The sequence below is a fragment of the Enterobacter cloacae complex sp. P2B genome (assembly GCF_014895985.1).
GTDB classification, from domain to species: domain Bacteria; phylum Pseudomonadota; class Gammaproteobacteria; order Enterobacterales; family Enterobacteriaceae; genus Enterobacter; species Enterobacter bugandensis.
Genome location: NZ_JADBQQ010000018.1, coordinates 128,074 through 154,295, shown reverse-complemented (window position 1 = coordinate 154,295; position 26,222 = coordinate 128,074). Strand labels below are relative to the sequence as shown.

General features: G+C 57.2%; 21 protein-coding genes and 1 pseudogene. 10 read left to right on the top strand and 12 right to left on the bottom strand.

Annotation, left to right across the window (positions count from 1 at the left end; all coding sequences use genetic code 11):
* Positions 1-5: 5 nt before the first annotated feature.
* Both tssJ and IM313_RS16610 read right to left on the bottom strand, forming a co-directional pair.
* Positions 6-509 carry a type VI secretion system lipoprotein TssJ gene (gene tssJ / locus IM313_RS16615; RefSeq protein ID WP_028013495.1) on the bottom strand — a complete coding sequence of 168 codons (504 nt, stop codon included), beginning with the start codon at positions 507-509 and terminating at the stop codon, positions 6-8.
* A 23-nt stretch (positions 510-532) separates the two neighbouring features.
* Positions 533-1,027 (bottom strand): hypothetical protein, encoded by a 495-nt coding sequence (locus IM313_RS16610; protein ID WP_048960692.1) that lies wholly within the window; start codon positions 1,025-1,027, stop codon positions 533-535.
* A gap of 978 nt (positions 1,028-2,005) precedes the next feature.
* On the opposite strand from IM313_RS16610, the gene IM313_RS16605 reads away from it, so the two are divergent.
* On the top strand, positions 2,006-4,294 hold the full coding sequence (locus tag IM313_RS16605; protein WP_192971777.1) for an FdhF/YdeP family oxidoreductase: 2,289 nt from the start codon (positions 2,006-2,008) through the stop codon (positions 4,292-4,294).
* A gap of 23 nt (positions 4,295-4,317) precedes the next feature.
* Entirely contained in the window at positions 4,318-5,214 is an 897-nt protein-coding gene (locus tag IM313_RS16600) for a LysR family transcriptional regulator (protein WP_192971776.1), read from the top strand.
* Here the strand turns inward: IM313_RS16600 and IM313_RS16595 are convergent.
* Together IM313_RS16595 and IM313_RS16590 are read right to left on the bottom strand one after the other, a co-directional pair.
* Positions 5,193-5,951, bottom strand: a complete 759-nt coding sequence (locus tag IM313_RS16595) for a phosphate/phosphite/phosphonate ABC transporter substrate-binding protein (RefSeq protein ID WP_049138804.1) — start codon at positions 5,949-5,951, stop codon at positions 5,193-5,195. The genes IM313_RS16600 and IM313_RS16595 overlap by 22 nt on opposite strands.
* Positions 5,944-6,915, bottom strand: coding sequence for a fatty acid desaturase (locus IM313_RS16590; protein ID WP_192971774.1), 972 nt, complete (start codon positions 6,913-6,915; stop codon positions 5,944-5,946). Before IM313_RS16590 ends, IM313_RS16595 begins: the two co-directional genes overlap by 8 nt.
* Positions 6,916-7,063: 148 nt before the next feature.
* Between IM313_RS16590 and IM313_RS16585 the strand changes: the two genes are divergently transcribed.
* Both IM313_RS16585 and gap read left to right on the top strand, forming a co-directional pair.
* Positions 7,064-8,044, top strand: a complete 981-nt coding sequence (locus IM313_RS16585) for a GlxA family transcriptional regulator (protein WP_192971773.1) — start codon at positions 7,064-7,066, stop codon at positions 8,042-8,044.
* A gap of 78 nt (positions 8,045-8,122) precedes the next feature.
* A complete protein-coding gene (gap, locus tag IM313_RS16580; RefSeq protein WP_049138809.1) occupies positions 8,123-9,133 on the top strand; it encodes a type I glyceraldehyde-3-phosphate dehydrogenase in 1,011 nt (336 codons plus the stop codon).
* Between the two features lie 40 nt (positions 9,134-9,173).
* On the opposite strand, the gene IM313_RS16575 is transcribed toward gap, so the two are convergent.
* Positions 9,174-10,361 (bottom strand): MFS transporter, encoded by a 1,188-nt coding sequence (locus IM313_RS16575; protein ID WP_045260284.1) that lies wholly within the window; start codon positions 10,359-10,361, stop codon positions 9,174-9,176.
* Positions 10,362-10,476: 115 nt separating this feature from the next.
* On the opposite strand from IM313_RS16575, the gene IM313_RS16570 reads away from it, so the two are divergent.
* Positions 10,477-11,433: an AraC family transcriptional regulator gene (locus tag IM313_RS16570; RefSeq protein ID WP_028013503.1), complete on the top strand. Its 957-nt coding sequence runs from the start codon at positions 10,477-10,479 to the stop codon at positions 11,431-11,433.
* 14 nt (positions 11,434-11,447) lie between these two features.
* On the opposite strand, the pseudogene IM313_RS16565 reads toward IM313_RS16570, so the two are convergent.
* Positions 11,448-12,140 (bottom strand): annotated as a pseudogene (locus tag IM313_RS16565) (carbohydrate porin).
* A gap of 281 nt (positions 12,141-12,421) precedes the next feature.
* Between IM313_RS16565 and IM313_RS16560 the strand changes: the two are divergent.
* The gene (locus IM313_RS16560) at positions 12,422-14,107 is read left to right on the top strand and encodes an alpha,alpha-trehalase (RefSeq protein WP_192971772.1); all 1,686 of its coding nucleotides are present in this window, start codon (positions 12,422-12,424) and stop codon (positions 14,105-14,107) included.
* 60 nt (positions 14,108-14,167) lie between these two features.
* On the opposite strand, the gene IM313_RS16555 is transcribed toward IM313_RS16560, so the two are convergent.
* Positions 14,168-16,270 (bottom strand): TonB-dependent siderophore receptor, encoded by a 2,103-nt coding sequence (locus IM313_RS16555; RefSeq protein ID WP_192971771.1) that lies wholly within the window; start codon positions 16,268-16,270, stop codon positions 14,168-14,170.
* A gap of 112 nt (positions 16,271-16,382) precedes the next feature.
* The gene (locus IM313_RS16550) at positions 16,383-16,637 is read right to left on the bottom strand and encodes a GlsB/YeaQ/YmgE family stress response membrane protein (protein ID WP_028013508.1); all 255 of its coding nucleotides are present in this window, start codon (positions 16,635-16,637) and stop codon (positions 16,383-16,385) included.
* Between the two features lie 207 nt (positions 16,638-16,844).
* On the opposite strand from IM313_RS16550, the gene IM313_RS16545 reads away from it, so the two are divergent.
* Positions 16,845-17,576: a flagellar brake protein gene (locus IM313_RS16545; protein WP_028013509.1), complete on the top strand. Its 732-nt coding sequence runs from the start codon at positions 16,845-16,847 to the stop codon at positions 17,574-17,576.
* Between the two features lie 36 nt (positions 17,577-17,612).
* Here the strand turns inward: IM313_RS16545 and emtA are convergent, their stop codons facing one another.
* Complete coding sequence (gene emtA / locus IM313_RS16540) at positions 17,613-18,224, bottom strand: membrane-bound lytic murein transglycosylase EmtA (protein ID WP_041909508.1); 612 nt, start codon at positions 18,222-18,224, stop codon at positions 17,613-17,615.
* 106 nt (positions 18,225-18,330) lie between these two features.
* Here emtA and ldcA point away from each other — a divergent pair, with 106 nt between their 5' ends.
* A complete protein-coding gene (gene ldcA, locus IM313_RS16535; RefSeq protein WP_192971770.1) occupies positions 18,331-19,245 on the top strand; it encodes a muramoyltetrapeptide carboxypeptidase in 915 nt (304 codons plus the stop codon).
* Between the two features lie 97 nt (positions 19,246-19,342).
* Positions 19,343-21,076: a potassium/proton antiporter gene (locus IM313_RS16530; protein ID WP_192971769.1), complete on the top strand. Its 1,734-nt coding sequence runs from the start codon at positions 19,343-19,345 to the stop codon at positions 21,074-21,076.
* A 46-nt stretch (positions 21,077-21,122) separates the two neighbouring features.
* Here the strand turns inward: IM313_RS16530 and dadX are convergent, their stop codons facing one another.
* Entirely contained in the window at positions 21,123-22,193 is a 1,071-nt protein-coding gene (dadX, locus tag IM313_RS16525; RefSeq protein WP_192971768.1) for a catabolic alanine racemase DadX, read from the bottom strand.
* A 9-nt stretch (positions 22,194-22,202) separates the two neighbouring features.
* Positions 22,203-23,501: a D-amino acid dehydrogenase gene (locus IM313_RS16520; protein WP_041909503.1), complete on the bottom strand. Its 1,299-nt coding sequence runs from the start codon at positions 23,499-23,501 to the stop codon at positions 22,203-22,205.
* A gap of 321 nt (positions 23,502-23,822) precedes the next feature.
* Between IM313_RS16520 and IM313_RS16515 the strand changes: the two genes are divergently transcribed.
* On the top strand, positions 23,823-25,355 hold the full coding sequence (locus IM313_RS16515; RefSeq protein ID WP_023293929.1) for a SpoVR family protein: 1,533 nt from the start codon (positions 23,823-23,825) through the stop codon (positions 25,353-25,355).
* Positions 25,356-25,400: 45 nt separating this feature from the next.
* On the opposite strand, the gene fadR is transcribed toward IM313_RS16515, so the two are convergent.
* Positions 25,401-26,120, bottom strand: a complete 720-nt coding sequence (fadR, locus tag IM313_RS16510; RefSeq protein ID WP_028013515.1) for a fatty acid metabolism transcriptional regulator FadR — start codon at positions 26,118-26,120, stop codon at positions 25,401-25,403.
* Positions 26,121-26,222: the final 102 nt, after the last annotated feature.

Here is a 26,222-nt window from a genome sequence, read left to right as displayed (position 1 = left end):
GCGCGTTACTGGCTGATGACCCGAATGCCGTTTACGTCGAGAAAAACGTTGGCCTGGAGTTCATCCGCGGACCATTTCCAGAACTGGTAGATATGATTTTCGCCTGGCACAGGCAGCGGGAGTGAAACGCGCCATTTTTTACCGTCCAGCTTCTGATATTCCGCCATCACGCCGATATAACGCGCCTCAGGATCGCTCTGACCGCTGAGGGTTTTGGACAGCTGTCCCGGCATCAGGAAGAAAACGTCGCTGTTCAGCAGATTCGCGCCAAGCGTTGCTGACGCGTTGTTCTGCAGGGAATAGAAGTCGCTGGACATAAAATCCGCATCGGATTTCAACAACAGCACCCGGACTTTAAGTGGCGCAGAATCATTGATTTGTGGATGAGCCTGAAACTGCAGATTGTAGCGGGAAGGGTCGCTGTGTGAAGACGACGTACAACCACTGACAAGGGCGAAAATCGCCGCGTAAAAGACTAACCACAGCCTATGAAACTTTTTATTATTCATAAAAATACGCCCACGAAAGCCGTTTAGTTCAGGATCCAGGTACCGTTAGCGCTGTCTTTGCAGGCTTTGCTGTTGCCATCCACATCGACGCAGGTCGCTTTTTTACGCACCTTAGGACGAATGGCCTGTTTGCGGACGGTGGCTTCGTACTGGTCGGCTTTGATAACGGCACGCATCGGGACGTAGCCAATCAGCTGGTCGTTCCCCTCATCGGCGAGCGCCATCCAGTAGTGTTCAACCTGCCCCAGCACTACATAGGTTTTTCCGGTTTCCAGCGTACGGATAACCTTTCCGCCAAAATCAGGACGGCTCATCAGGGAGGCCGGGTACATGGCACGATAAGGCTCGTTGAGCTGGGCGAATTCCGTTGGCGGCACCACGGCGTGACGGTGGGTCAGGGTGACACCGTTGACCTGGCTGGTCACGATCGTGTCGTCGGTGATTGCCGGTTTCTGTGGCGCTTTACAGCCCGCCACCGCCATTACAAACAGAAGTGAAAACAGTACGCGCATTTTCATATGCTTTTCCGTAGCGATATTTTGATGATGGAGATAAGGGGATGAAATTTGACTTAGGTGCTATTGTTAAAATAGTCAGGATAATTTCGGGGCGTTACTAATTTAAAGGCATAGCTACCGCACGAGCCCTTCAGAATAAGGCCCAGCGTCTTCCTGACATATTTTGACAAACGGTAAACAAGTTTACATGAGCTTTGCTTCAATTCAATATTTACCGCAGCGTAAGTGGTGGTAATTGAAGCAGCCAAAACATTATAGGAATAATCTGATAAAAAAACCCGACATGGCCTGGATCTACTTATTTCAACACCAGCTAATGATATAACACACTGTTATTAAAGCACAAAATTCAAAAGAGAACGGATTTCATTAACGCAATAATGCTATTATCGCCACTACCATAATTAGTAGAAATGTCGTTTTGGTGATATCAGAAGAAGATATCGACGATGAATTATTTGTTGCACTAACAGGGTATGTTTAATATTGCCGCATCACCTGACGACACCATCACTATTTAACTTATTGACTGCGCCTTTAATTTCACGACTCAAAATAACTTATATTTCATGTTGTGATAATAACCCTGTAAGTGATTATATATTTCCATTAATCATTAAGCCTGAGTAAACCTTCTCGTCACTATTTCGAATACCGACGTAGCTACAGTGCCTGTCAGCCGCCATGTTTCCACTTTTGAGCGACCGTCTCTTTCATTCGAAATTTTACCTTCGCTACATACTTTCTCTCTCGACGCTATCTATCCTGCCTACCGGATGATAGATACAATTTATTATTAAAATGATAAAATTTCGTTATAATTTCTTTAAATAGTTGCATGCCAACACTTTTAACTCATTGTTATAAAGATAATTACAGGCAAGAGCCGTAACTCGACCGCGTGGATTTCCATCTCCGCCAGTCATTGCTTTTGCTTATTACCCAGCCGTTGCGCGACCAAACACGTCAGGAGTCAGTATGAACACGAAAAGACGCTCAGTTCCCGGTATCAGACACTACGATGGTCCTGCCGGCGGCTGGGGCGCGTTGAAGGCGACGGCCATTGCAGTTCGTACCCAAATGGATACCCTGGACGCTCCCGCGACGCTGCTGCGTACCAACCAGCCGGACGGTTTTGACTGCCCCGGCTGCGCGTGGCCCGATAAAGAGCACAAGTCGACATTCCAGTTCTGCGAGAACGGCGCGAAAGCGGTAACCTGGGAAGCGACCAGTAAGCGCGTGACGCCCGATTTTCTGGCGGAAAATAGCGTCTCCTCGCTACTGGCTAAATCAGACTTTGAGCTGGAAGGTTATGGTCGTCTGACGCATCCCCTGCGCTATGATCGGGCCAGCGATACCTTCCGGCCCGTCGACTGGGACGAGGCGTTTCAACGCATCGGGGAAATATTGCGCGGGCTCGAACCGGACCAGGTCGAGTTCTATACTTCCGGGCGCGCCTCTAACGAAGCGGCGTATCTGTTCCAGCTGTTCGCCCGCGAGTACGGCACCAATAATTTCCCGGACTGCTCGAATATGTGTCACGAGGCCACCAGCGTCGGCTTGCCGCGCTCCATCGGAATTGGGAAAGGCACCGTCTCGCTGGACGATTTCGACAAGACTGAGCTGGTGATCTCCATCGGTCACAACCCCGGCACCAACCATCCGCGAATGATGGGTACCCTGCACGAGCTGGCGCGTCGCAATGTGCCGATTATCGTTTTCAACCCGCTGCGCGAGCGCGCCCTCGAACGTTTTGCCGACCCGCAAAGCGTGATTGAAATGGCAACCTATAGCTCTACGGACATCGCCTCGACCTACTTCCAGGTGAAGGCCGGGGGCGATGCCGCCGCGCTGAAAGGCATTGCTAAACACCTTCTGGAGATGGAGGCCGAACGCGGTGACGTGCTTGACCGCGCGTTTATTGCAGAACACACCCGGGGTATTGAAGATTTTGCCGCCGATATCGCGCAGACCCGCTGGGACGACATTGAGCGCGAGTCGGGGCTCAGCCAGGCGGCGCTCAAAAAGGTGGCCGAGGCCTATGCCAAATCAAACGCCACCATCATTACTTACGGAATGGGGATTACCCAGCACAATAAAGGCACGGCGAACGTCCGCCTGATTGCTGACCTGCTGCTTCTGCGCGGGAACATCGGCAAGCCCGGCGCGGGGATCTGCCCCCTGCGCGGCCACTCTAACGTTCAGGGGAACCGGACCGTCGGGATTAGCGAGAAGCCTGCCCCGGCCTTCCTGATCCGCCTGAAAGAGGTGTTTGGCTTTGAGCCCCCTTCCCGTCACGGACACGATGCGGTGCAGGCGACGCGGGCCATGATCGACGGTCGCGCAAAAGCGCTCATTTGCCTCGGCGGTAACTTTGCCGTCGCGATGCCCGACCACGAGAACGGTTTCCCGGCGATGGGTAACCTGGATCTGAGCGTGCACGTCGGGACCAAGCTGAACCGTACCCATCTGCTGGTGGGTAAAGAGACCTTTATTTTCCCGTGCCTCGGCCGCACGGAGCTGGATATGCAGGCCACCGGCCGTCAGTCCATCACCGTCGAAGACTCTATGTCGATGGTGCATGCTTCCTCCGGCAAGCTGAAACCCGCCTCGCCGTTGCTCCGTTCGGAGCCTGCCATAGTCGCTGGCCTCGCAAAGGCTACCCTGCCGGAAACACGCGTGGACTGGCTGACGCTGGTCGAGGATTACGACCGCATCCGCGATTTGATCGAGCAGACCATTCCGGGCTTTGAGAACTACAATGCGCGGATCCGTGTTCCCGGCGGCTTCCGCATGCCGCTGCCTCCGACACAGCGTATCTGGCCGACCGCAACGGGCAAAGCGATGTTCTCGGTTTTCGACGGCGTACAGGAAAACGCCAGCGGTGAAGGCGAGCATGTGCTGCGCCTGATCACGCTGCGCAGCCACGATCAGTACAACACCACCATTTACGCCCTGGACGATCGCTACCGTGGCGTATTTGGCCGCCGCGACGTGCTGTTTATGAACGAAGAAGATATGGCGCAGTCAGGGCTGGAACACGGCGATCGCGTGGATATCGAAACCGCCCTCCCCGGCAGCGCGCAGCGTCTGGAAGATATTACGGTGGTGGCGTACAACATCGCCCCGGGCTCCGTCGGCGCGTATTACCCGGAGGCCAACGTGCTGGTGCCGCTCGATTATCTTGATAAGGACAGCGGTACGCCGTCGTATAAATCGGTTCCGGTTCGCATTACCCTGCGCTCGAAAGAGATCCGCATGCTGTAAGGCTTTACGCGCAGAGAAGAGTGATGGACATAAAACAGTTAAAATATTTACTCGCGCTCGACGAGACCCGCCACTTTGGTAAAGCGGCATTGCGGTGCAACATCACCCAGCCGACCCTCTCCATGCGCATCCGCAGCCTCGAAGAGGAGCTGGGGCTGGTGCTGATCGTGCGCGGGCAGCGTTTTGAAGGGTTTACGCCGGAGGGAGAGCGCATCCTAGCATGGGCGCGCGCGCTTCTTGCCGCACACGACGGATTGCAGGCGGAAGCCGCGCTGTGTAAAGGCCAGGTGGTGGGAGAAGTACGTCTGGGGATGGTGCCGCTGGCGAGCGTGGATCCGATGATCTTTATCCGCCTGCTTACGCAAAAGTACCCGGATCTGACCTACAGCCTCTATTCTATGTCTTCGGCGCAGATTGCCGACGGCGTCAGCCGCAATCAGCTTGAGCTGGGGATTTGCTACCTGAACAGCATCGACACCAGCCTGTTTGACATTATCCGGTTGCCAGAAACGAAAATGGGCCTGCTGCACGACACCCGTCATTTCCAGCTTACCCCGGAGACGCTGACCTGGCACGACCTGACGGATTTTCCGCTGGGGTTCCTGACCAAAGGGATGCACTACCGGGCGCATATGGAGGCCAGCTTTAAAGCTGCTGGCATCGAACCGACGGCCGTTTTTGAGAGCGACTCCACGTTCCAGATCATTCAGGCAGTTCAGAGCGGCGTATGCTGCGCCGTGATGCCGCTGAATAACGGGCTGGAAGCCCTGAACGGCACTTTCAGGATTATCCCCATCGCCGACGCGAACATTGAGGCTCCCATCGGCCTGATTATGCGCAGGCAGAAACCCGTCTCTTCGCTGGCGCTGCGCTGTTTTACCGACGCGCAGGCGATTTATCATGCGGGCAAGGAGGCGTAAGCCTGGCGCGTCACCACGCTGAAACCGCCGATCAGCACCGCGGCGCAGACCTCCCGGTATTCCGGCGCACTCACCAGCTCGCGCAGCGCATCGCGAATGGCGCTGAGCGTTTCGGGGGACGTGCGTCGCGACGTGATTAATGGCAGCCCTGGCGTCAGCGGCGTTCGATCGAACGCCGCCAGCCCCGCAAGCCGTTCCGGCTCATGACGCTCCAGCAGCGCCCAGGTCACGCAGTCTATGGCGGCGATATCGCTCTTCCCGCGCTGCACGTCAATCAGCGACTGACGGTGGCTGCCGCTGAAGGACGTTTGTGAAAAAAATGGCCCGTCAACAATCAGGGGAGCCACCTTTTTGCGCAGCGCGTTATAGCCGGACTGCGAGTCTTCCGAATTACAAACCGCCCGACGTCCGCGAAAATCCGCCAGCGTGAGATGCCTTTCCTCCGCGCGCGCTACCAGAAAACTGCGGTACTGGCTCCCTTCGCAGCCCGCGGCGGTGTAGTGAAAACAGCCCACCACCTGTACCTCCGGGAGCTGCGTCACCAGCGGGTAGCCGCATGTCTGGCTGAGGATAAGCTCAGGCTGCTGCCAGTGGGCCAGCAGGTCAGACTCCGGCCAGCCGGGAGCACCACCGACGGGCACGCCACGCGCGGCCAGCAGATGCTGCACCGCCAGCCAGAGCGCGCGGGTATCGCCGCGATCCACGGCGTACATGGGAAACGCCAGCAGGTTACTCATACCTCTCCTCCTGTTGTTTTCCGGGATGGACGGTGACCTCCACTGGCCGGGTCCAGAACTGGCGTAGCCATTCACCGTAGCCCCGGACCACAAAGCCGTGGTTACGCAGCCGGTACGCCTCCCGGTTTTGCCGGTAGATCGTCGGCAACCCGTACCAGGGAACGCCCGGTAAATCGTGGTGAATAGAATGGTAGTTGAGATTCAAAAACAGCACCCGCCAGACTAGCCCGGCCTCGTTAATGACCGAGCGCGCGAGCGGATCGTCCGCCGCCCGATGTTCGTAGAACGAGCGGACTTTGGTCAGCGCCAGCGCCGGATAGCTTACCGCCAGCACAAACCAGACGGGTGAAAAGTCGTGATGCACCATCCACGCGAAAAGTGCCGCCAGCAGCAGAGCGTGAACCAGCCACATCGCCATCGCCCGCAGGTGAAAATGACGAAACGCCGCCCCGGCGCTGCCCAGCGTCTGAAGGATATCCAGCAGCGGCGCCAGCAGAAGCCGCCCGGCAAAGGTATTCCGGGCCCGGATCAGGCGCTTCTGCCACGGGGAAAAGCGCGCCCAGCTCGCCTCGGTGAAATAATACGACTCCGGGTCATCCGCCGGAAAGGTCAGGCTATCGTGACGGTGATGGGCCAGATGGGAATCCCGGTACAGGCCGTACGGATACCAGACCGCCAGCGGGAGCGTGCCGAACAGCTGGTTAAGCCAGGCAAAACGGGTGGGATGCCCGTGGATCAGCTCGTGCTGCAGGGACATGTACCAGGCGGTAAACCAGATAAGCAGCAGCGTGGCGGGAAGCAGGCCGAGCGTTTGCCAGAATGTTAGGGTGGAAAACCAGCCGGTATAGATAATGACGATCAGCAGCCACGTAGGGAGTTCACTTCGCCACAGAACCCCAGATGCAAGTCGGTGGATGTGATTGCGCTGCTGCGGATGTAAATAGAGGGAGCTTCGTTTACTCATTCCTTCAGATGCCGTTTCGCCAGAGACAATACTCTGACGATCGGGGATAACGCCTGAAATGACAAAGAACTTAAATCGCTTTGCTTTGCCGGAAACACAGGGTCACGCCCGGCTTGACTTATTCTGTGGTAAATGTACTTTTCAGGACATGAAGAAAATATTAATTATCGTACCTGACGGCGGCATGCTGTTTGAGGCCGCCGGTATCGCCGACATTCTGATGCAGGCCAACCGGCTGCATCCGGAAGGGCTTACCCAGCCCCGCTACCGTATCATCATTGCCACCACGCAGCCCCACCAGGTGATCCACGGCCAGTCTGGCCTGAACCTGCTGGCGGACTATCGTCTGCCGGAGCTGGATCCGCGCGAACCGCTGGACACCATTATCATCACCGGACGCGGGATCAACGAGCAGGAGAGCACGGCGGTGGTGGACTGGCTGCACCTCGCTGCCCCGCACGCCCGGCGGGTCGCCTCCATTTGCGGGGGCGCGATGCTGCTTGCCCAGACCGGCTTGCTGGACGGCCGCCGCGCAACCACCCACTGGCGGCTGCTGGAGACGATGCAAGCCCAGTACCCGGCTATCCACGTCGAAGGCGGCCCGCTGTATATTCAGGATGGCCCCATCTGGACCTCCGGCGGCGTGAGTTCCGGGTTCGATCTGACCCTGGCGCTGGTGGAAGACGACTACGGATTTACCCTCGCCCGCGACGTGGCGCAGGATATGGTGATGTATCTGCGTCGCCCCGGCGGACAGCTGCAGTTCAGCCGCTATAGCCTGCAGCAGTCTGGCGCATCGGGGCCTATCAGCGAACTTCAAACCTGGATCCTGCAGAACCTCACCGCCGACCTGTGCGTGGAAAATTTGGCCGAAAAGGTGGCGATGAGCCCGCGCAATTTCACCCGGGTTTTTACCCGCGACGCGGGCGTCTCGCCTGCCCGTTACGTGACGGAAGCGCGCCTGGCCGCCGCCCGACAGCTGCTTGAGCAGACCCATGATCCCCTTGAGCGGGTTGCCGAGCAAAGCGGGTTTGGCACCAGCATTAACCTGCGCCGCGTGTTTGAGAAACAGCTCCACCTCACGCCAGGCGAGTACCGCCAGCGCTTCCACTGCCGCAAGATGGCGTAATCTGATCCTTTTTTGTCGTTTACGCCAACCGGCCCCGCGCCTACAGTGACTCCAGACAACAGAGATAAGGAGTGCACCATGGTTAAGGTCGGTATTAACGGTTTCGGCCGTATCGGACGTAATTTCCTACGCGCGGCGCTGGGTAACCCGGATCTTCAGATTGTGGCCATTAACGATCTGACGGACAGTAAAACCCTCGCCCACCTGCTGAAACATGATTCCCTTCTGGGCAAACTGCCCGCGCCCGTTGAAGCGGCTGACGGCGCGCTGCAGGTGGACGGTCAGCGGATTGTGGTGTTTAGCGAACGCGATCCGGCAAATATTCCGTGGCGCGATGTTGGTGTTGACGTGGTAATTGAGGCCACCGGCTTCTTTACCGATCGGGAAAAAGCGGCGGTGCACGTCACGCAGGGTGGCGCAAAGCGCGTCATCATCTCCGCGCCCGGCAAGAATGACGATCTGACGGTTGTGATGGGAGTGAACCACGATCGCTACGACCCGGCTCAGCACGTGGTCGTCAGTAACGGGAGCTGTACCACTAACGGTCTGGCGCCGGCGGCTCAGGTGCTGCATCAGCAGTTCGGGATCGAGCATGGTCTGATGAACACGACGCACGCCTACACCAACAGCCAGGCGCTGCACGACCAGCCGGAAAAAGATCTGCGCGGCGCGCGCGCGGCGGCGCTGTCGATTGTGCCTTACTCCAGCGGCGCGGCGAAAGCGCTGGGCAAAGTGATCCCCTCCCTGGACGGCAAGCTGACCGGGTACTCCCTGCGCGTGCCGGTGCCGGTGGTGTCGATTGTGGATTTAACGGTAACGCTCAGCCGTAGCGTAACCGCCGAAGAGGTGAATGAGGCGTTCCGCAACGCGGCCGCCAGCGGGCCTCTGAAAGGGATCCTGGGCTATAGCGATGAACCGCTGGTCTCCAGCGACTACCAGGGCGACCCGCGCTCCTCCATTATCGACGGGCTTTCCACGCTGGTGATTGGCGGGAACATGGTGAAGATCCTGGCGTGGTATGACAACGAGTGGGGCTTCTCTAACCGCCTGGTGGATCTGGCGGTGCTAATGGATAAGAAAGGGCTGTAAGCCTGGAGCCGGGTGGCGCGAACGCTCACCCGGCAAAAAATCATTCCGCTTTCACTTTCACGCCCATCAACACAATCACCATCGCCGTCACCAGCAGGAACCCGCTTCCGGCGAATACGCCGCTGGCACCGTTAAGGTCAAATACCGCCCCGCCCCCGGCCGCACCGGCGCTTATCGCCAGCTGGATTGAGGCCACCAGCAGCCCCCCTGCACTTTCGGCTTCATCCGGAACGGTGGTGGCAAGCCAGGTTGACCAGCCCACCGGAACCAGACCAAACGCAAAGCCCCACAGCGCCACCAGGAAACCGTCCAGCATTGCCAGATGGCCAAACGCCACCATCGTCAGCGCCAGTATGCCCATGGCGAACGGCACCAGCGCCAGCGTCAGGCGCAGATTACGTGCCAGCAGATGTCCGGCAACGGAAGTACCGACAAAGTTCGCCAGCCCAAAGCCCAGCAGGATCAGTGAAATGGTCTCAACGTTCGCCTGCCCCACCGTTTCCAGAAACGGGCGCAGGTAGGTAAAGAAGGCGAAATGGCCGCTGAAGATCAGAATAGTGGCCAGCATGCCGCCGATCATGCCCGGTCGACGCAGCACGCGGAACAGCGTGCTGAGGCTACCGCTGCTCTCGGGCTTCATGGACGGCAGCACCCAGATCTGCCACAGCAGCGCCAGTACGCTCGGCAGTATGCAGAGCACAAAGACGTTGCGCCAGCCGATCAGGCTACCCAGATAGCTCCCCAGCGGGGCAGCAACCACGGTGGCAATCGACACGCTGGAGAAAATCACCGCCAGCGCCTTCGGTACTTTATCCGTCGGAACCAGGCGCATCGTGGTGGCCGTCGACATCGCCCAGAAGCCACCGATGGCGACTCCTAACAGCAGACGCCCCATCAGCAGGACGTGCAGCGTGGGCGCAAAGGCCACCAGCAGGCTGGAGATGATTTGCAGCACGGAGAAAAACATCAGTACCCAGCGACGGTCGATACTTTTGGTCGCCGGCGTAATCAGAAGCCCGGTGACAAGCGCCACCAGCGCGGTGGCGGTGACGGCCTGCCCGGCCATGCCCTCGCTGACGCCCAGGCTCGCGGCCATCGGCGTCAGCAAACTGGCTGGCAGGAACTCAGCCGTTATCAACCCAAACACGCCCAGCCCCAGTGAATAGACGGCCCGCCAGGCGGGTCTGGCAGGCGCCACGGCCTCTCTCGCCACGACACATGAATTCATCTGTTGTTCTCCCGTTATAAAAATGTGACAACTGTCGCAAAAGCATAGAGGGTTCACCGTGGACGATCTATGACATATAATCTCCACTTATTGATTATTCGTCCGGAGTTGCGCCATGACCGTTCAGTCCCCCGATTTGATCAGCGAACTCTTACGCGGCATGCGCCTGTCGGGTGTGAAATACCGACGGATTGAAGCCAGCGCGCCGTTTGGCGTGGCGTTCCACCAGGCGCCCGGTAAGGCGCAGTTCCATTTTGTGAGCCACGGTAGCGCCCTGCTGCGTATGGAGAGCGGTGCGACCTTCGAACTGAGCGGCGGCGACGCGCTGTTTATTCCTGGCGGGAATGCCCACGCCCTGCTCTCTGACGCGCAGGCAGCCATTACCCCGGTGAACGCTTTTCCGAGCGAACCTATCTGCGGCTCGGTGTGCGCCATTACCTGCGAGCCCTGTCCGGAGAGCGAGAACACCATCATCTTTAGCGGGTGTATGGATTTTGAGCTCGGCGGGATGCAGCCGCTGATCAAAGCAATGCCGGAAGTGATGATGGTCAGCCGGCTGATGTCCACCTGGCCGGAAATTCATCCGCTACTGGCGGCGATGGAGCGAGAATCCATGACCCGTCAGGCCGGGTTCGCCGGGATCCTTGCCCGGCTGGCTGATGTGGTGGCGGCGTTAATTGTGCGCGGCTGGGTTGAGGGCGGCTGCGGTAAAGCCACCGGCTGGGTGCAGGTTTTACGCGATCCGCGCCTGAGCCGGGCCATTTACGCCATGCACCAGCAGCCTGGCCTGAACTGGAGCGTGGCGGATCTGGCGAAAGAAGCGGGCACCTCACGCTCCGTGTTTGCCGAACGGTTTCTGGCCGCGACGGGGACGACCCCGGCAAAGTATCTCAGCGAACTGAGAATGCGGCTGGCGATTCAGTACATTCGTCACGAAAATCAGCCGATTGAAACGGTCGCCCTGCGGCTGGGTTACGGATCGCTGGCGGCGTTTAGCCGGGCCTTTAAGCGCATCATTGGCCATGCGCCGGGCACGCTGCGGGAAGCCGGCCAGGCCCCGGAAGAGGTCTGACCGGCAGGCTGGCATCAGAAAGAGTATTTAAAGCGCACGCGGCCACCGTAGCGATCGTCGTTTTTCTTATCGCCCGCTTTCGGGGAAGCGTTGACCCAGGACGCATACGCGCCCAGATAGATGTTGAAGTTTTTCATCTTCAGGACGTTCGGGATCAGATCGTATGGATGGTATGAATATCGTACTCGCCCTTCGCGTCCAGGTAAGCGGTGTTGAGGTTGATGACCACGCCGTTCTCCGGATCGGTTTTAAGCCCGTCCCAGGTCATAGTAAACCCGTAGCCGTCGCTGTAGAGATCGTCCGACTTTAATTTCCCCGTCGTTCACAGAACCGAAGAAGAATACCGCATCATCGAGATACATTTTCCCGCCGAGAGGCTGAACGGAAAATCCGGCAAAATTGCCGTTATCCCTTTTTCGATAACCATCAAAACCTCATAAATTACGCCCGTTAATATCCCAGCGTTCTTTATATCCCGGTGCCTGGTCGCTATTAGCGCTTTGCTTAATGGAGGTCAGACTGCCTGTATTACTGGCGGCATCTATATTAAACTCCACGTCACCATAAAATTTAATATCACCAAACCCTGAAAGCGTCAGCTTTGGCGGTTCGGCTTTGCTCACCGGCTCTTCGGACTGCACAACAACGGCGGGTGCTGCCTGCGCGGCGGCCGCCTGCTGCTGTCTAAGCGCCGGAATAAAATGCACTTATCAGTATTACCGTTTTTTTTAATTTCATAAAATCCATCCTGATTATAAAAGTGAATACGCAAATAGAGAGCATCGCCATTTCGACTACATAGCCTTTTGGGTTCTATTATTTTTTTTGTTGCACAACAAATCCTTCCGGACAGGGCGTGCGAAGCGGTAAATTGTCTGGTTCTGCGCAAAATGGGATATTCAACACGCGAAGCGGGCAATATTCGTCTAAGGTTTTCAGGTGATTGATAACAGCGGTCACGCTGCTCAGGAATACAGGAGACGAACCGATGATAAGACCTCGTACTTTACGCCCTGCTCTTTTGCACCTCGCGCTGGGAGGCGCGCTGCTCGGTGTGGCAACGATGAGTTATGCTGAAGAACAACCAGCCTACCAGAAAAATTCACCCGATATTTTGCTTGGCCCTCTGTTTAACGACGTGCAGAGTGCCAAACTGTTTCCCGATCAGAAAACCTTTGCCGATGCCGTTCCCAAAAGCGACCCGCTGATGATTCTGGCGGATTACCGGATGCAGCACACCCAGACAAGCTTTGACCTGCGCCACTTTGTGGAGATGAACTTCACGCTGCCTGCGGAAGGTGAAAAATATGTGCCGCCTGCGGGACAAAGCTTACGTGAGCACATTGACGACCTCTGGCCTGTGCTGACGCGCACCACGGATAAAGCCAGTAACAAATGGGATTCCCTGCTGCCGTTACCGAAACCTTACGTTGTGCCCGGCGGGCGCTTCCGCGAGGTCTACTACTGGGATAGCTATTTCACCATGCTGGGCCTGGCGGAGAGCGGCCACTGGGACAAAATCAGCGATATGGTGGATAACTTTGCGTATGAGATTGATACCTTCGGCCATATCCCCAACGGCAACCGCAGCTACTACCTGAGCCGCTCCCAGCCGCCGTTCTTCTCACTGATGGTTGAGTTGCTGGCGACGCATGACAAAGACGCGCTGAAAAAATACCGTCCACAAATGGAAAAAGAGTACACCTACTGGATGGAGGGTGTAGAAAGCCTTCAGCCAGGGCAGGCTAACCAGCGCGTGGTGAAGCTCGATGACGGTTCCGTACTCAACCGCTACTGGGACGATCGCGATACCCCGCGCCCGGAGTCCTGGCTTGACGATATCACCACGGCGAAGAGCAACCCTAACCGGCCTGCGACGGAAATCTACCGCGATTTGCGCTCCGCAGCGGCCTCGGGGTGGGACTTTAGCTCCCGCTGGATGGACGACCCGCAAAAGCTCGGCACCATCCGCACCACCAGCATTGTGCCCGTCGATCTGAACGCCCTGATGTTTAAAATGGAAAAACTGCTCGCGCGAGCAGGCCAGGAGGCGGGCGACAGCGCGGCGGCGAGTAAATACGAGGCATTAGCCACCGCGCGTCAAAAAGCCATTGAGCGCCACCTGTGGAACGATAAAGAGGGCTGGTACGCCGATTACGATCTCAAGAGTAAGAAGGTGCGCAACCAGCTCACGGCGGCGGCCCTCTTCCCGCTCTACGTGAAGGCGGCGGCACAGGATCGCGCCGATAAAGTGGCCGCGGCCACCTCCGCGCGCCTGTTGAAGCCGGGGGGTATTACCACCACCACCATCAACAGCGGCCAGCAGTGGGATGCGCCAAACGGCTGGGCGCCGCTGCAGTGGGTGGCAACGGAAGGGTTGCAGAACTATGGGCAGGATAAGGTTGCAATGGACGTGACCTGGCGCTTCCTGAAGAACGTTCAGCATACTTACGACCGCGAGAAGAAGCTGGTGGAGAAATATGATGTCTCTTCTACCGGTACCGGCGGTGGCGGCGGTGAATATCCGCTCCAGGATGGGTTCGGCTGGAGTAACGGCGTGACGCTGAAAATGCTGGATCTGGTTTGTCCGAAAGAGAAACCGTGCGACAGCGTGCCGGAAAATCAGCCTGCGGCGAACGATGAGGCTGCGCCGATGAAAGCTGCGGCGCAGTAAGGGAGTATTGCCGGGTGATGGCTACGCCTTACCCGGCCTTCATTTTGAACTCACAGGGATTTAGAAGCTGTAACTCGCCCCTAGCTGATACGTCCTGTCACGCCCAATCCAGCAGTTGGTCGCATCGTAGCAGGTCAGCGTCTCTTTATTGGTGATGTTCTGCATACTCGCCTTAAGCGTCAGCCCCGCCAGCGAAGGCAGAATTTCGCCCATCCGGTACGACGCCGCCAGATCGTACTGCGTAGTGCCCCCCAGCTTACCCGCATCGTTAGACGGTGAAATCTCCATCGGCCCGGTATAGCGCGCCCCGGCGCCCAGCATCAGCCCCTTCAGCGGCGTGCTCTCGAAGGTGTAGTCCCCCCACAGGTTGAACGCATTTTCCGGCACCTGAGTAGGACGCTTGCCCTGGTATTTATCATCTTCGGTATTAATTACGTGGGTGTAGGCATAGTTGGCAATCAGCGTCAGGTTGTCAGTCGGGCGGCTGATGGCGGAGAGCTCCGCGCCTTTGGATTCCACTTCACCAGTCTGACGGTAGTTCAGGAAGCCCGGGTCGGAGGTGACGACGTTTTTCTGCCGGATGTTAAACACCGAGGCGGTAAACGTCGTGGCGTACTCTGCCAGCAGATATTTTACCCCGCCTTCCACCTGCTTGCTGGTGGTTGGCTTGACGTCTTTCGCCGTGAGCGTCCCCTGCGGCGAGACCGGTGCAAAACCTTCTGAATAGCTGATAAACGGCGAAATACCGTTATCGAAGGCGTAAAGCGCCCCCAGGCGTTTGGTAACGCGATCCTGCGATACCCAGGCCTTATCGCCGTTTTGCAGGTAATCGGTGGTGACGGAGCGGTAATCGTCGTAGCGCAGGCTGCCTAACAGATTTAAGCCACCAAATTCCACCTGATCCTGCAGGTAGTACCCGTTCTGCTGGTAGCTGAGACGGTTTTTCTGGGCGGTGTAGAGCCCCAGCGCGCTTTCGTGGATTTGCGAATAGTCCGGATTACGCATATCCATGCCCGGCGTAGTCGACGCGTAGCGGTAGTGGAAATGGGAGTTCAGCCTCTGATAGTCAAACCCGGCCAGCAGATGGTGTTTCCATTCGCCCAGCGCAACGGTTTTAGTCACCTGGTTGTCGATGTTGAAGCTCTTAAGATCTTCATCGGTGGTATAGGCAAAGCGGTTAAGCTGATAGACCTCACTTCCCGTTCCCGTCGCGTAGACGCTGTTCTGGTGGGTATCGACGTCGAAATAGCGCGCTTTCTGATTAAAGCCCCAGCCGCTGTCGAACTCATGCTCGAAGCTGTAGCCCAGCATCCACTGCCGCTGCTTAAACCCGCTCCACTCATCTCCGGCGTAATCCCGGCGATCGGCATATTTGGACCGCAGGTAAGCGAGCGGCAGCGGGTTAGACGGCGTCAGGCTCGGGGAGTTTTGCGCCAGCGCATCCAGGGTGAGGCGGGTTTTACTGTCGGGTTGCCATGTAACGGACGGGGCGACCAGATAATTTTCATAGCGGCTGGTGTGCGGCTGATCTTCATTCTCCGTCGCCTTACCCAGCAGGCGGTAATTCCAGTCGCTGTCGGCAATTTGTCCGGTCGAATCGAGGTAGCCTTCTTTCAGATTACGGTTCCCGGTGTTAAAACCGACCTCGGTTCGGGCTTCCCGCTGCGGCTTTTTGCTTTGAATATTTACCAGCCCGCCCGGCGAACCGCCGCCGTAAAGCACCGATGAAGGCCCTTTCAGGATATCGACGCTCTCTATTAACAGCGGATCGATGCGCGCCTTGGTGTTGCCGGTGACGTTATAGGGTAGCTGCAGCCCGTTGTAAAACTCCTGATCAACGGTAAAGCCACGAATTTTGTATTCGCTCATATAGGAGGTATTCCCCCGCACCTCGGTTGAGACGCCTGGGGCATAGCGCAGGATTTCATTCACGGAGTTCGCGTGACGCTTTTCGATCTCCGGCGCAGAGAGCGTGTTGATAACCTGCGGCGTTTTACTTTCGGCAACGGTCGATTTGGTGGCGCTGTTGGTCCAGGCCGGCAGCGCGCTGCCCTGCTCTGAGCCCGTGACGACAATGGTTGATTCTTCGGCGAAAGCCTGGACCTGCAATGCCAGCGTGACGGCACCCGCCAGGGTGCATAACGTAAAACGTGAGGAGTTCATAATGTCGTCTTGTTATTACATGTAATACGGAACGACAATTATTATCATTTAGATTAGCAAATCAATATAGCGGCAAAAAAAACGGCCCTCCGCAGAGAGCCGTTCTGTCATTTTATGCTCGTCGCAGTAATCTGAATATGCCCAGCACGACAATGGCTCCCACGACAGCGACCAGGAAACTGTGCATGTCGAAACCACTGATGTCACCACCAAAACCAAACATCGTCGCCAGCCAGCCGCCTACAACCGCACCAACGACCCCGAGTACGCAGGTCAAAATAAAGCCGCCGCCATCGTTTCCCGGCATGATCAGTTTTGCGATAGCGCCGGCAATAAGGCCAAAGATAATCCAGGCGATGATACCCATAGCAATGCCCTCTTGCAGATTAAACGCATGTACAGAAAACCTTCTGCACAGCTAACTTAAGTATAGGTCATCACCGGAAAACCAGTTTCGTCTCACCGACTTATCCTGCGGACAACGGTAAAAAAATCTCACCGGTTTGTATTAAGTTTGAGGGTGGATTGCCGATAACGCTAAGACAGTCTGTCATCAATCAAGGAGCCATCCGGCGTGAGTCATTACAGTGAGCAGTTCCTCAAGCAAAATCCGCTGGCTGTATTAGGGGTATTACGCGACCTGCAAAAAGGCGAAGTGCCGCTGCGCATCAGCTGGTCGAATAATCAATTTATCAGCAAGATCCTTGACGTCTCGCAGGAGAGGCTGGTTATTGACCTGGGCAGCCTGGAGTATGAAAACCGCGCGGCGCTGAAAGCAGAGAATATCGTGGTCATGGCCGAAACCCATGGGGCCAAAGTGGAATTTGTCCTGCCGCGACTGGAACTGAGCGAATACCAGGGACTTCCGGCTTTTGTTACCCTCCTTCCTGGCAATCTCTGGTTTGTCCAGCGCCGTGAATATTTCCGCATCAGCGCCCCCCTTCATCCTGCCTATTTTTGTAAGGCCAAAATGCCGGACAAAAAAGAGATCCGCTTCCGTCTCTTTGACCTGTCGCTGGGCGGAATGGGCGCGCTGATGGATACCCCGAAGCCGGAGGGTCTGGTAGAAGGCATGCGGTTTACGCAAATAGAACTGGATATGGCGGGCTGGGGCCGCTTTTATTTCGATGCACAGCTGATTGCCATCAGCGAGCGCACGGTGGTGGACAGCAAAAATGAAACGATTACCACGCCGCGTCTGAGCTTCCGTTTTCTGAACGTCGGGCCCGGCGCGGAGCGCGAGCTGCAGCGCATTATCTATTCGCTGGAACGGGAAGCACGGGAACGTGCGAATAAGGTTCTGTAGGAAAAGTCGGGCAGCGAGCGCCGCCCGTTTGCGGCATTACATGGCATCCATCGCTTTCTGTACTTTCCAGATATAGCGAGGCGCCTGCGGTGCCGGATGATTTTTCGCCACATGCTCGACGAACTCATCTTTGTCCATGTCGTTGATCTCCTCAATCGCCTCTTTGCGGTCAGAGGAGAAAGTTCTGAGCAGCGCCCCGGCGCCGTTCACGTACGAGACCACCAGCGCGTATTGCATCACTTCCGGATCCTCAATGCCCTTCAGCACGCCGTGTTCCAGAATGCTCAGGTAAGCGGTCCCCATAGAAATGTTGCGTTCCGGATTCTTCAGCTCGCTGGTCGACGGCTGGCCGCTCCAGCCCATATAGCGGTAGACCTCTCTCCCCGCCGTAGAGGCTTTCAGCTGCATCAGCCCCACCGCGTTGGATTTGCTGACAAGCGTGGGATTGCCGCCGGACTCCACCGCAATAATGGCGGTGATCAGCCGAGGGCTGACGCCCCATGCCTTCCCGGCTTGTTCACTGATCGGCATCCACTGCATGGCCCGTTTCACCGGCACTTCCGGGTTCCAGGGCGGGTTTTGATAATCATGTTTTGAACTACAGCCAGCCAGCAAAACAATCAAAAAAGCAAACCATCTCAATTTCACGTCATCTATCCTTATAGCCGGTCATCGCGGTGCGCCGCCCTTGAAGCAGGCGACGTATACGCGGCATGATATAGACAATTAGTTTCTCATTCAGCAAGGAATTGCCATGTCTCAGTTTCATCTCATCGCGCCATCGGGCTACTGTATTAACCAGGACGCGGCGCAGCGGGGCGTTCAGCGCTTACTGGAATCCGGCCATCAGGTAGAAAATCAGACAATTATCCCACGCCGCCAGCAGCGTTTTGCCGGAACAGAAGCGCAGAGGCTAAATGATATCAATAGCCTGGTGAACCTGAAGGGCGAAAACCGAATAGTCCTTGCGGTGCGCGGCGGCTATGGTGCGAGCAGGCTGCTTGAGAGCATTGACTGGCAGGGCCTGGCACAGCGCCAGCAGCAGGATCCGCTGCTGATATGCGGCCACAGCGATTTCACCGCCATCCAGCTTGGTCTTCTGGCGCTGCATAACGTCATCACGTTTAGCGGCCCGATGCTGGCCGGTAACTTCGGCGCGCCGGAACTGGACGCGTTCACCATGGAGCATTTCTGGCGCGCGCTGCGCAATCCCACCTACAGCGTGGAATGGCAAGGCAATGGACCGCACTGGGAATGTGAGGGCCAGCTCTGGGGCGGTAACCTGGCGATGCTGGTCTCGCTCATCGGCACGCCGTGGATGCCGCAAATCAAGGACGGCATTCTGGTGCTGGAGGATATTAACGAACATCCGTTCCGCGTCGAGCGCATGTTATTGCAGCTTTATCATGCCGGTATTCTCGATCGCCAGTCCGCGATCGTGCTGGGCAGCTTCAGCGGCTCTGCCCCGAATGACTATGACGCGGGTTACTCCCTGGAAACCATGGTTGAGTTCATTCGCTCGCGGCTGGATATTCCAGTGATCGCCGGTCTGGATTTCGGCCATGAGCAGCGAACCGTCACCCTGGCGCTCGGGGCGCACGCCGCCCTGACCCATAATGATGCCGGCTCCCGGCTGACCATCAGCGGCCATCCTGTCATAAAGGCATAAAAAAGCCGTTATACCCGCTTAATAAAACGCTGTTGCCGTCGTTAATATGTTAGGGTTTTAGTAACAGCGTTAACATTGAGGTGGGAGTAAGAGAACATTGGATGCCGCAGCGATAATCAGCCTTTTCATTCTGGGTTCGGTCCTTGTAACCAGCAGTATTTTATTAAGTTCATTTTCATCGCGTCTCGGCATACCTATTCTTGTTATTTTTCTCGCCATCGGCATGCTGGCCGGCGTTGACGGCATCGGCGGTATCCCCTTCGATAACTATCCCTTCGCCTACATGGTGAGTAACCTCGCGCTGGCGGTGATCCTGCTCGACGGCGGGATGCGCACTCAGGCGAGCTCCTTCCGCGTGGCCTTAGGGCCTGCGCTGTCGCTGGCGACCGTCGGCGTGTTGATCACCTCCGGCCTCACCGGGATGATGGCCGCCTGGCTTTTCGATCTCAATCTGATGGAAGGCCTGCTGATTGGCGCAATCGTTGGCTCTACCGATGCGGCGGCGGTCTTTTCCCTGCTTGGGGGTAAAGGGCTTAACGAACGCGTTGGCTCAACGCTTGAGATTGAATCCGGCAGTAACGATCCGATGGCGGTGTTCCTGACCATCACGCTGATAGAGATGATCCAGCAGCACGAGACGGGCCTGAGCTGGATGTTTGCCCTGCATATTCTGCAGCAGTTCGGGCTGGGGATTGTCATCGGCCTGGCAGGGGGATACCTGTTACAGCAGACGATCAACCGCATTTCTCTGCCCTCGGGGCTTTACCCTCTGCTGGCGCTGAGCGGCGGCATTCTCATTTTTGCCGTCACCACCGCGCTGGACGGCAGCGGTATTCTCGCCGTCTACCTCTGCGGGTTCCTGATGGGCAACCGCCCTATTCGCAACCGTCATGCTATTTTGCAGAACTTTGACGGCCTGGCGTGGCTGGCGCAAATCGGCATGTTCCTGGTGCTGGGCCTGCTGGTGACCCCGTCGGACCTGCTGCCGATCGCCGTTCCGGCGCTGCTGCTGTCGGCGTGGATGATCTTCTTCGCCCGTCCGCTCTCCGTATTTGCAGGCCTGCTGCCGTTTCGCGGTTTTAACCTGCGTGAGCGAGTCTTTATCAGTTGGGTCGGCCTGCGCGGCGCGGTGCCGATTATCCTTGCGGTGTTCCCGATGATGGCCGGTCTCGACAACGCGCGGCTGTTCTTCAACGTGGCGTTCTTCGTGGTGCTGATTTCCCTGCTGTTCCAGGGCACGTCGCTCGGGTGGGCGGCGAAAAAGGCCAAAGTGGTGGTGCCGCCCGTAGGCTGGCCGGTCTCCCGCGTGGGGCTGGATATTCACCCGGAAAACCCCTGGGAGCAGTTCGTCTATCAGCTGAGCGCCGATAAATGGTGCGTGGGGGCCTCGCTGCGCGATTTGCACATGCCGACTGAAACGCGCATTGCCGCCCTGTTCCGCGATAATGTCCTGCTGCACCCGACCGGCAGCACCCGCCTGCGCGAAGGGGATATTCTGTGCGTCATTGGCCGCGAGCGCGACCTGCCCGCGCTGGGCAAGCTGTTCAGCCAGTCGCCTCCCGTGGCGCTGGACCAGCGTTTCTTCGGCGATTTTATTCTGGAAGCCAGCGCCAAGTTTGCGGATGTGGCGCTCATTTATGGCCTGGATGAAGGTGCAGAAGACGGTGATAACCCGCAAACGCTGGGCGAAATCATTCAGCAGCGGCTTGGCGCTGCGCCGGTTGTGGGTGACCAGGTGGAGTTTGCCGGGATGATCTGGACGGTGGCAGAAAAAGAAGATAACGCGGTGCGGAAGGTCGGTTTGAGGCCGATGGAAGAGGACGAGGAGTAGTTTTTTTACCGGGTGGCGGCTTCGCGTCACCCGGTAAAGATACAAGTTACACCGTCACAACCGGCACTCTTGGTGCCAGGGCACACATCAGTTCATACCCTACCGTTCCCGCCGCGGCCGCCACGTCATCAATTTTGATTTCATTGCCCCACAGCTCGACCGGTGAACCGATGCCCGCCTGCGGGCATGGCGTCAGGTCAACGGCCAGCATATCCATTGAGACGGTCCCCACCGTGCCCGTGCGCACCCCATCCACCCAAACCGGCGTGCCGGTCGGCGCGATACGCGGATAGCCGTCGGCATAACCGCCCGCGACGATGCCAATCCGCTGCTCGCCCTTCGCCCGGAAGCGGCTGCCGTAGCCTACCGTGTCGCCCGCCTTCAGCGTCTGCACGCCGATGATCTCGCTGCGCAGGGTCATGACCGGCCTCAGGCCGCTGTTGGCGATATCCTGCCACTGGCCTGAGGGTGATGCACCGTACAGAACGATCCCCGGACGCACCCAGTTATAGTGGGCTTCAGGATGCCAAAGCGTCGCCGCCGAGTTCGACAGGGAGCACGGACAATCGAGCCCTTCAGCCGCCTGCTCAATGCGGACCATAGCATCAGCAATGCCGTCCGGTTTTTCCGCATCGGCAAAGTGCGCCATCAGCGTCATTTCGCCGACGTTTTTCAGGCCACGCAGCTGCTGCCAGACCGTATGCACCCGCTCGGGCTGGAAGCCCAGGCGGTTCATGCCGCTGTTCACCTTGAGATAAATATCCAGCGGAGCGTGGAGCTTCGCATCCTGAATGGCTTTAATCTGCCAGTTGCTGTGAACGCTGGTGGTCAGGCGATACTTATCCAGCAGCGGCAGATCGTCCGCGTGGAAGAACCCCTCCAGCAGCAGAATAGGCCCTTTCCAGCCGCGCTCGCGCAGCAGGATTGCCTCTTCCAGATTGAGTAACGCAAAACCGTCGGTCGCGCCGAGCGCGCTCCATATACGGTCAATACCGTGGCCGTAGGCGTTTGCCTTGACGACTGACCAGACGCGCGAACCAGGTGCTGCCCGGCGAACAATTTGCAGGTTTTCCTTCAGGGCCTGCAGATCCAGCTGAGCCAGAACAGGACGGGACATGACAACTCCTTAATTATGCGCGCCGTGCAGGTGCTGAGGACGCGATGGCGTAAATCCTGATTGATACCGCGCAGCACTTAAATCGTCAAACGGAATTGCCGGCGTGCGCCCGGAAATCAGGTCGCTCAGCAGCTGGCCCGAGCCGCAGGCCATCGTCCAGCCGAGCGTGCCGTGTCCGGTATTGGTCCACAGATTTTTGTATGGCGTGCGGCCCACAATCGGCGTGCCGTCCGGGGTCATCGGACGCAGGCCGGTCCAGAACGTCGCCTGTTCCACAAACCCGCCGCGCGGGAAGAGATCGCCCACCACCATCTCCAGCGTTTCACGACGCGGCTGCAGCAGCTCGGTGTTGAAGCCGACAATCTCCGCCATGCCGCCGACGCGAATACGGTTATCGAAGCGGGTAATGGCGATTTTATAGGTTTCATCCAGGATGGTTGACACGGGCGCCCCGCTCTCCTCTTTCACCGGGATAGTCAATGAGTAGCCCTTGAGCGGGTAGACCGGAATATCGAGGATGCCTTTCAGCATGGCGGTGGAGTAGGAACCAAACGCCATCACGTAGGCATCCGCCTTTATCACCTCGTCGCCGCACTTCACGCCGTAAATTTTTTCGCCTTCCGACAGCAGCTTGTCAACGGAGGTATTAAAGCGGAATTTCACCCCAGCCTGCTCGCACATCTGTGCCAGACGCTGGGTAAAGAGCTGACAGTCGCCGGTTTCGTCATTCGGCAGACGCAGACCGCCGGTCAGCTTGTGGGCCACTTCGGCCAGCGCGGGTTCCACCTGCCCCAGCTGGCTGGCTTCCAGCAGCTGATACGGTACACCGGCATCTTCCAGCACGGCGATATCGCGGGTGGCGTTTTCATACTGTTGCTCGGTGCGGAACAGCTGCAGCGTGCCGCCCTGACGGCCTTCGTACTCAATCCCCGTCGATGCGCGCAAGGCTTTGAGGCAGTCACGGCTGTATTCCGCCAGACGCACCATGCGGCCTTTGTTTTCCATGTAGTGCCGGGTGTCGCAATTGCGCAGCATCTGCCACATCCACTTCAGCTGGAACTGCGTGCCGTCAAGGCTGATGGCCAGCGGCGCGTGGCGCTGGAACATCCATTTGATTGCCTTCAGCGGCACGCCGGGCGCCGCCCACGGGGCCGCATAGCCAGGAGAGATTTGACCGGCATTTGCCGCACTGGTTTCAAGCGCCGGGCCGGATTCACGATCGATAACGGTAACCTCATGTCCCGCCTGACTTAAATACCAGGCGCTGGTTACGCCAACGACACCACTTCCCAGTATGACAACACGCATAGCCACTCCATTATGAGCAAAAGAACAATCATCTAATTACAGATTGATAACCTAGTTGAAAATATTATTCAACATACGACTTTTTTATGGTGACTTACCTCACACATCCCCCAGCATCAGGGGACAGGGATAATTTGGGATCTCCTGCTGAGCTTTATTTTTAACCAGCATAAAATTCTGATGAGTGCGCTTTTTTTGCCGTATCAAAAACGGGAAATCGCAAAGAAAAAATTTCTGCGCCAGCACGCTTTTTAACACGTTGATCTATGCTTGAAAGGAGGCTCTCCAGACAGAGAGAGCACCCACAACGAGGGCGCGCTAATGGCTACTATTGATTCCCTGAACAAGGACAACACACGTCTGAGCGATGGACCCGACTGGACCTTCGAGCTGCTGGATGTCTACCTCGCCGAAATCGACCGGGTGGCAAAACTGTATCGCCTGGATACCTATCCCCATCAGATTGAGGTGATTACCTCCGAGCAGATGATGGACGCTTACTCCAGCGTCGGGATGCCGATCAACTATCCGCACTGGTCGTTTGGTAAAAAATTCATTGAAACGGAGCGGCTGTACAAGCACGGCCAGCAGGGGCTGGCGTATGAGATCGTCATTAACTCCAACCCGTGTATCGCCTATCTGATGGAAGAGAACACCATTACCATGCAGGCGCTGGTGATGGCGCACGCCTGCTATGGCCATAACTCCTTCTTTAAAAATAACTATCTGTTCCGCAGCTGGACGGACGCCAGCTCCATCGTCGATTACCTGATCTTCGCGCGTAAATACATTACCGACTGCGAAGAGCGCTACGGCGTGGACGAGGTAGAGAAGCTGCTAGACTCCTGCCACGCGCTGATGAACTACGGCGTGGACCGCTATAAACGCCCGCAGAAAATCTCACTGCAGGAGGAGAAAGCCCGGCAGAAAAGCCGCGAGGAGTATCTGCAGAGCCAGGTGAACATGCTGTGGCGCACCCTGCCGAAGCGTGAGGAGGAAAAAACGATTGCCGAAGCGCGTCGTTATCCGTCCGAGCCGCAGGAAAACCTGCTCTATTTTATGGAGAAGAACGCCCCGCTGCTGGAGCCGTGGCAGCGCGAGATTTTGCGTATCGTGCGTAAGGTGAGCCAGTATTTCTATCCGCAGAAACAGACCCAGGTGATGAACGAAGGCTGGGCAACATTCTGGCACTACACCATTCTCAACCATCTGTATGACGAGGGGAAAGTCACCGAGCGGTTCATGATGGAATTTCTTCACAGCCATACTAACGTGGTGTTCCAGCCGCCCTACAACAGCCCGTGGTACAGTGGGATTAACCCGTATGCGCTGGGCTTTGCGATGTTCCAGGATATTAAGCGCATCTGCCAGTCGCCAACGGAAGAGGACAAGTACTGGTTCCCGGATATCGCCGGTTCTGACTGGCTGGAAACGCTGCATTTTGCGATGCGCGACTTTAAGGATGAGAGCTTTATCAGCCAGTTCATGTCGCCGAAGATCATGCGCGATTTCCGCTTCTTCACCGTGCTGGACGATGACCGCAACAACTATCTGGAGATCTCCGCGATCCACAACGAGGAAGGATACCGGGAGATCCGCTCCCGCCTCTCCTCTCAGTACAACCTGAGCAACCTTGAACCCAATATTCAGGTGTGGAACGTGGACCTGCGCGGCGACCGCTCCCTGACGCTGCGCTATATCCCGCACAACCGCGCGCCGCTGGATAAAGGACGTAAAGAGGTGCTGAAGCACGTGCACCGCCTGTGGGGCTTTGACGTACAGCTGGAGCAGCAGAATGAGGACGGCAGCGTGGAGCTGCTGGAACGCTGCCCGGCGCGGTTGAATACGCTGTAGCGCCACCGGGCGAAAAAAAACCTCTCGATTGAGAGGTTTTTTATTTTAGCGGCTCTGAATCGCCAAATCGCCCGGCAGCGTTTTCTGCATACGGTGCCAGATTTCACCGGAGTCGTGGCCGTAGCGGCGTACGGTTTCATAAACCTGATCGTGCAGGCCTTCGGTGCACAGCTTGCTCAGCTTATGGTAGAAGCCCAGCGCCAGACTGCGGGCTTCAGGGTTAGCGAAGTAGTGACGACCAATGCGGGTATAGAGCCCTTTCATACCGTTGAGGATCAGGCCGTAAACCGGGTTGCCGGAGGCAAACGCCAGGCCGCGAAACACGTTGTAATCGAGGGTGGCAAAGGCGTCGGCGTGATCTTCAACTTCATTCGCGCTGGCCAGCACCGCAAGCGCATCTTCAGGATGCTGACGGAAAGCGGTACGAATAAAAATAGTCGCGATGTTGGTGCGCACGGAGAGCAGATTATCAATCAGTTGCGGCACGCTTTCGTGGTCGAGGCGCGCCAGCGTTTCAAGAATGTTCAGCCCCGAGGTTTCCCAGAAGTTGTTTACCTTTGTTGGCTTGCCGTGCTGGATCGTCAACCATCCATCACGCGCCAGTCGCTGAAGCACTTCACGCAGCGTGGTGCGAGTGACGCCAATCAGTTCAGAGAGTTCGCGTTCAGCCGGAAGAATGGACCCCGCAGGGAAACGATTATTCCAGATGCTTTCAATGATGTACTCTTCCGCGAAACCCGCCGGGCTCTGCGCCTTAATGACCATAGTGAGATTTCCATTACACAGCTTTTTGCAAATTGGACTCATCATACCAGAGGCGTGCAACGGCAGGTAGCGCGGCAAAGTGAGAAAAGAGGGATCGCCGTT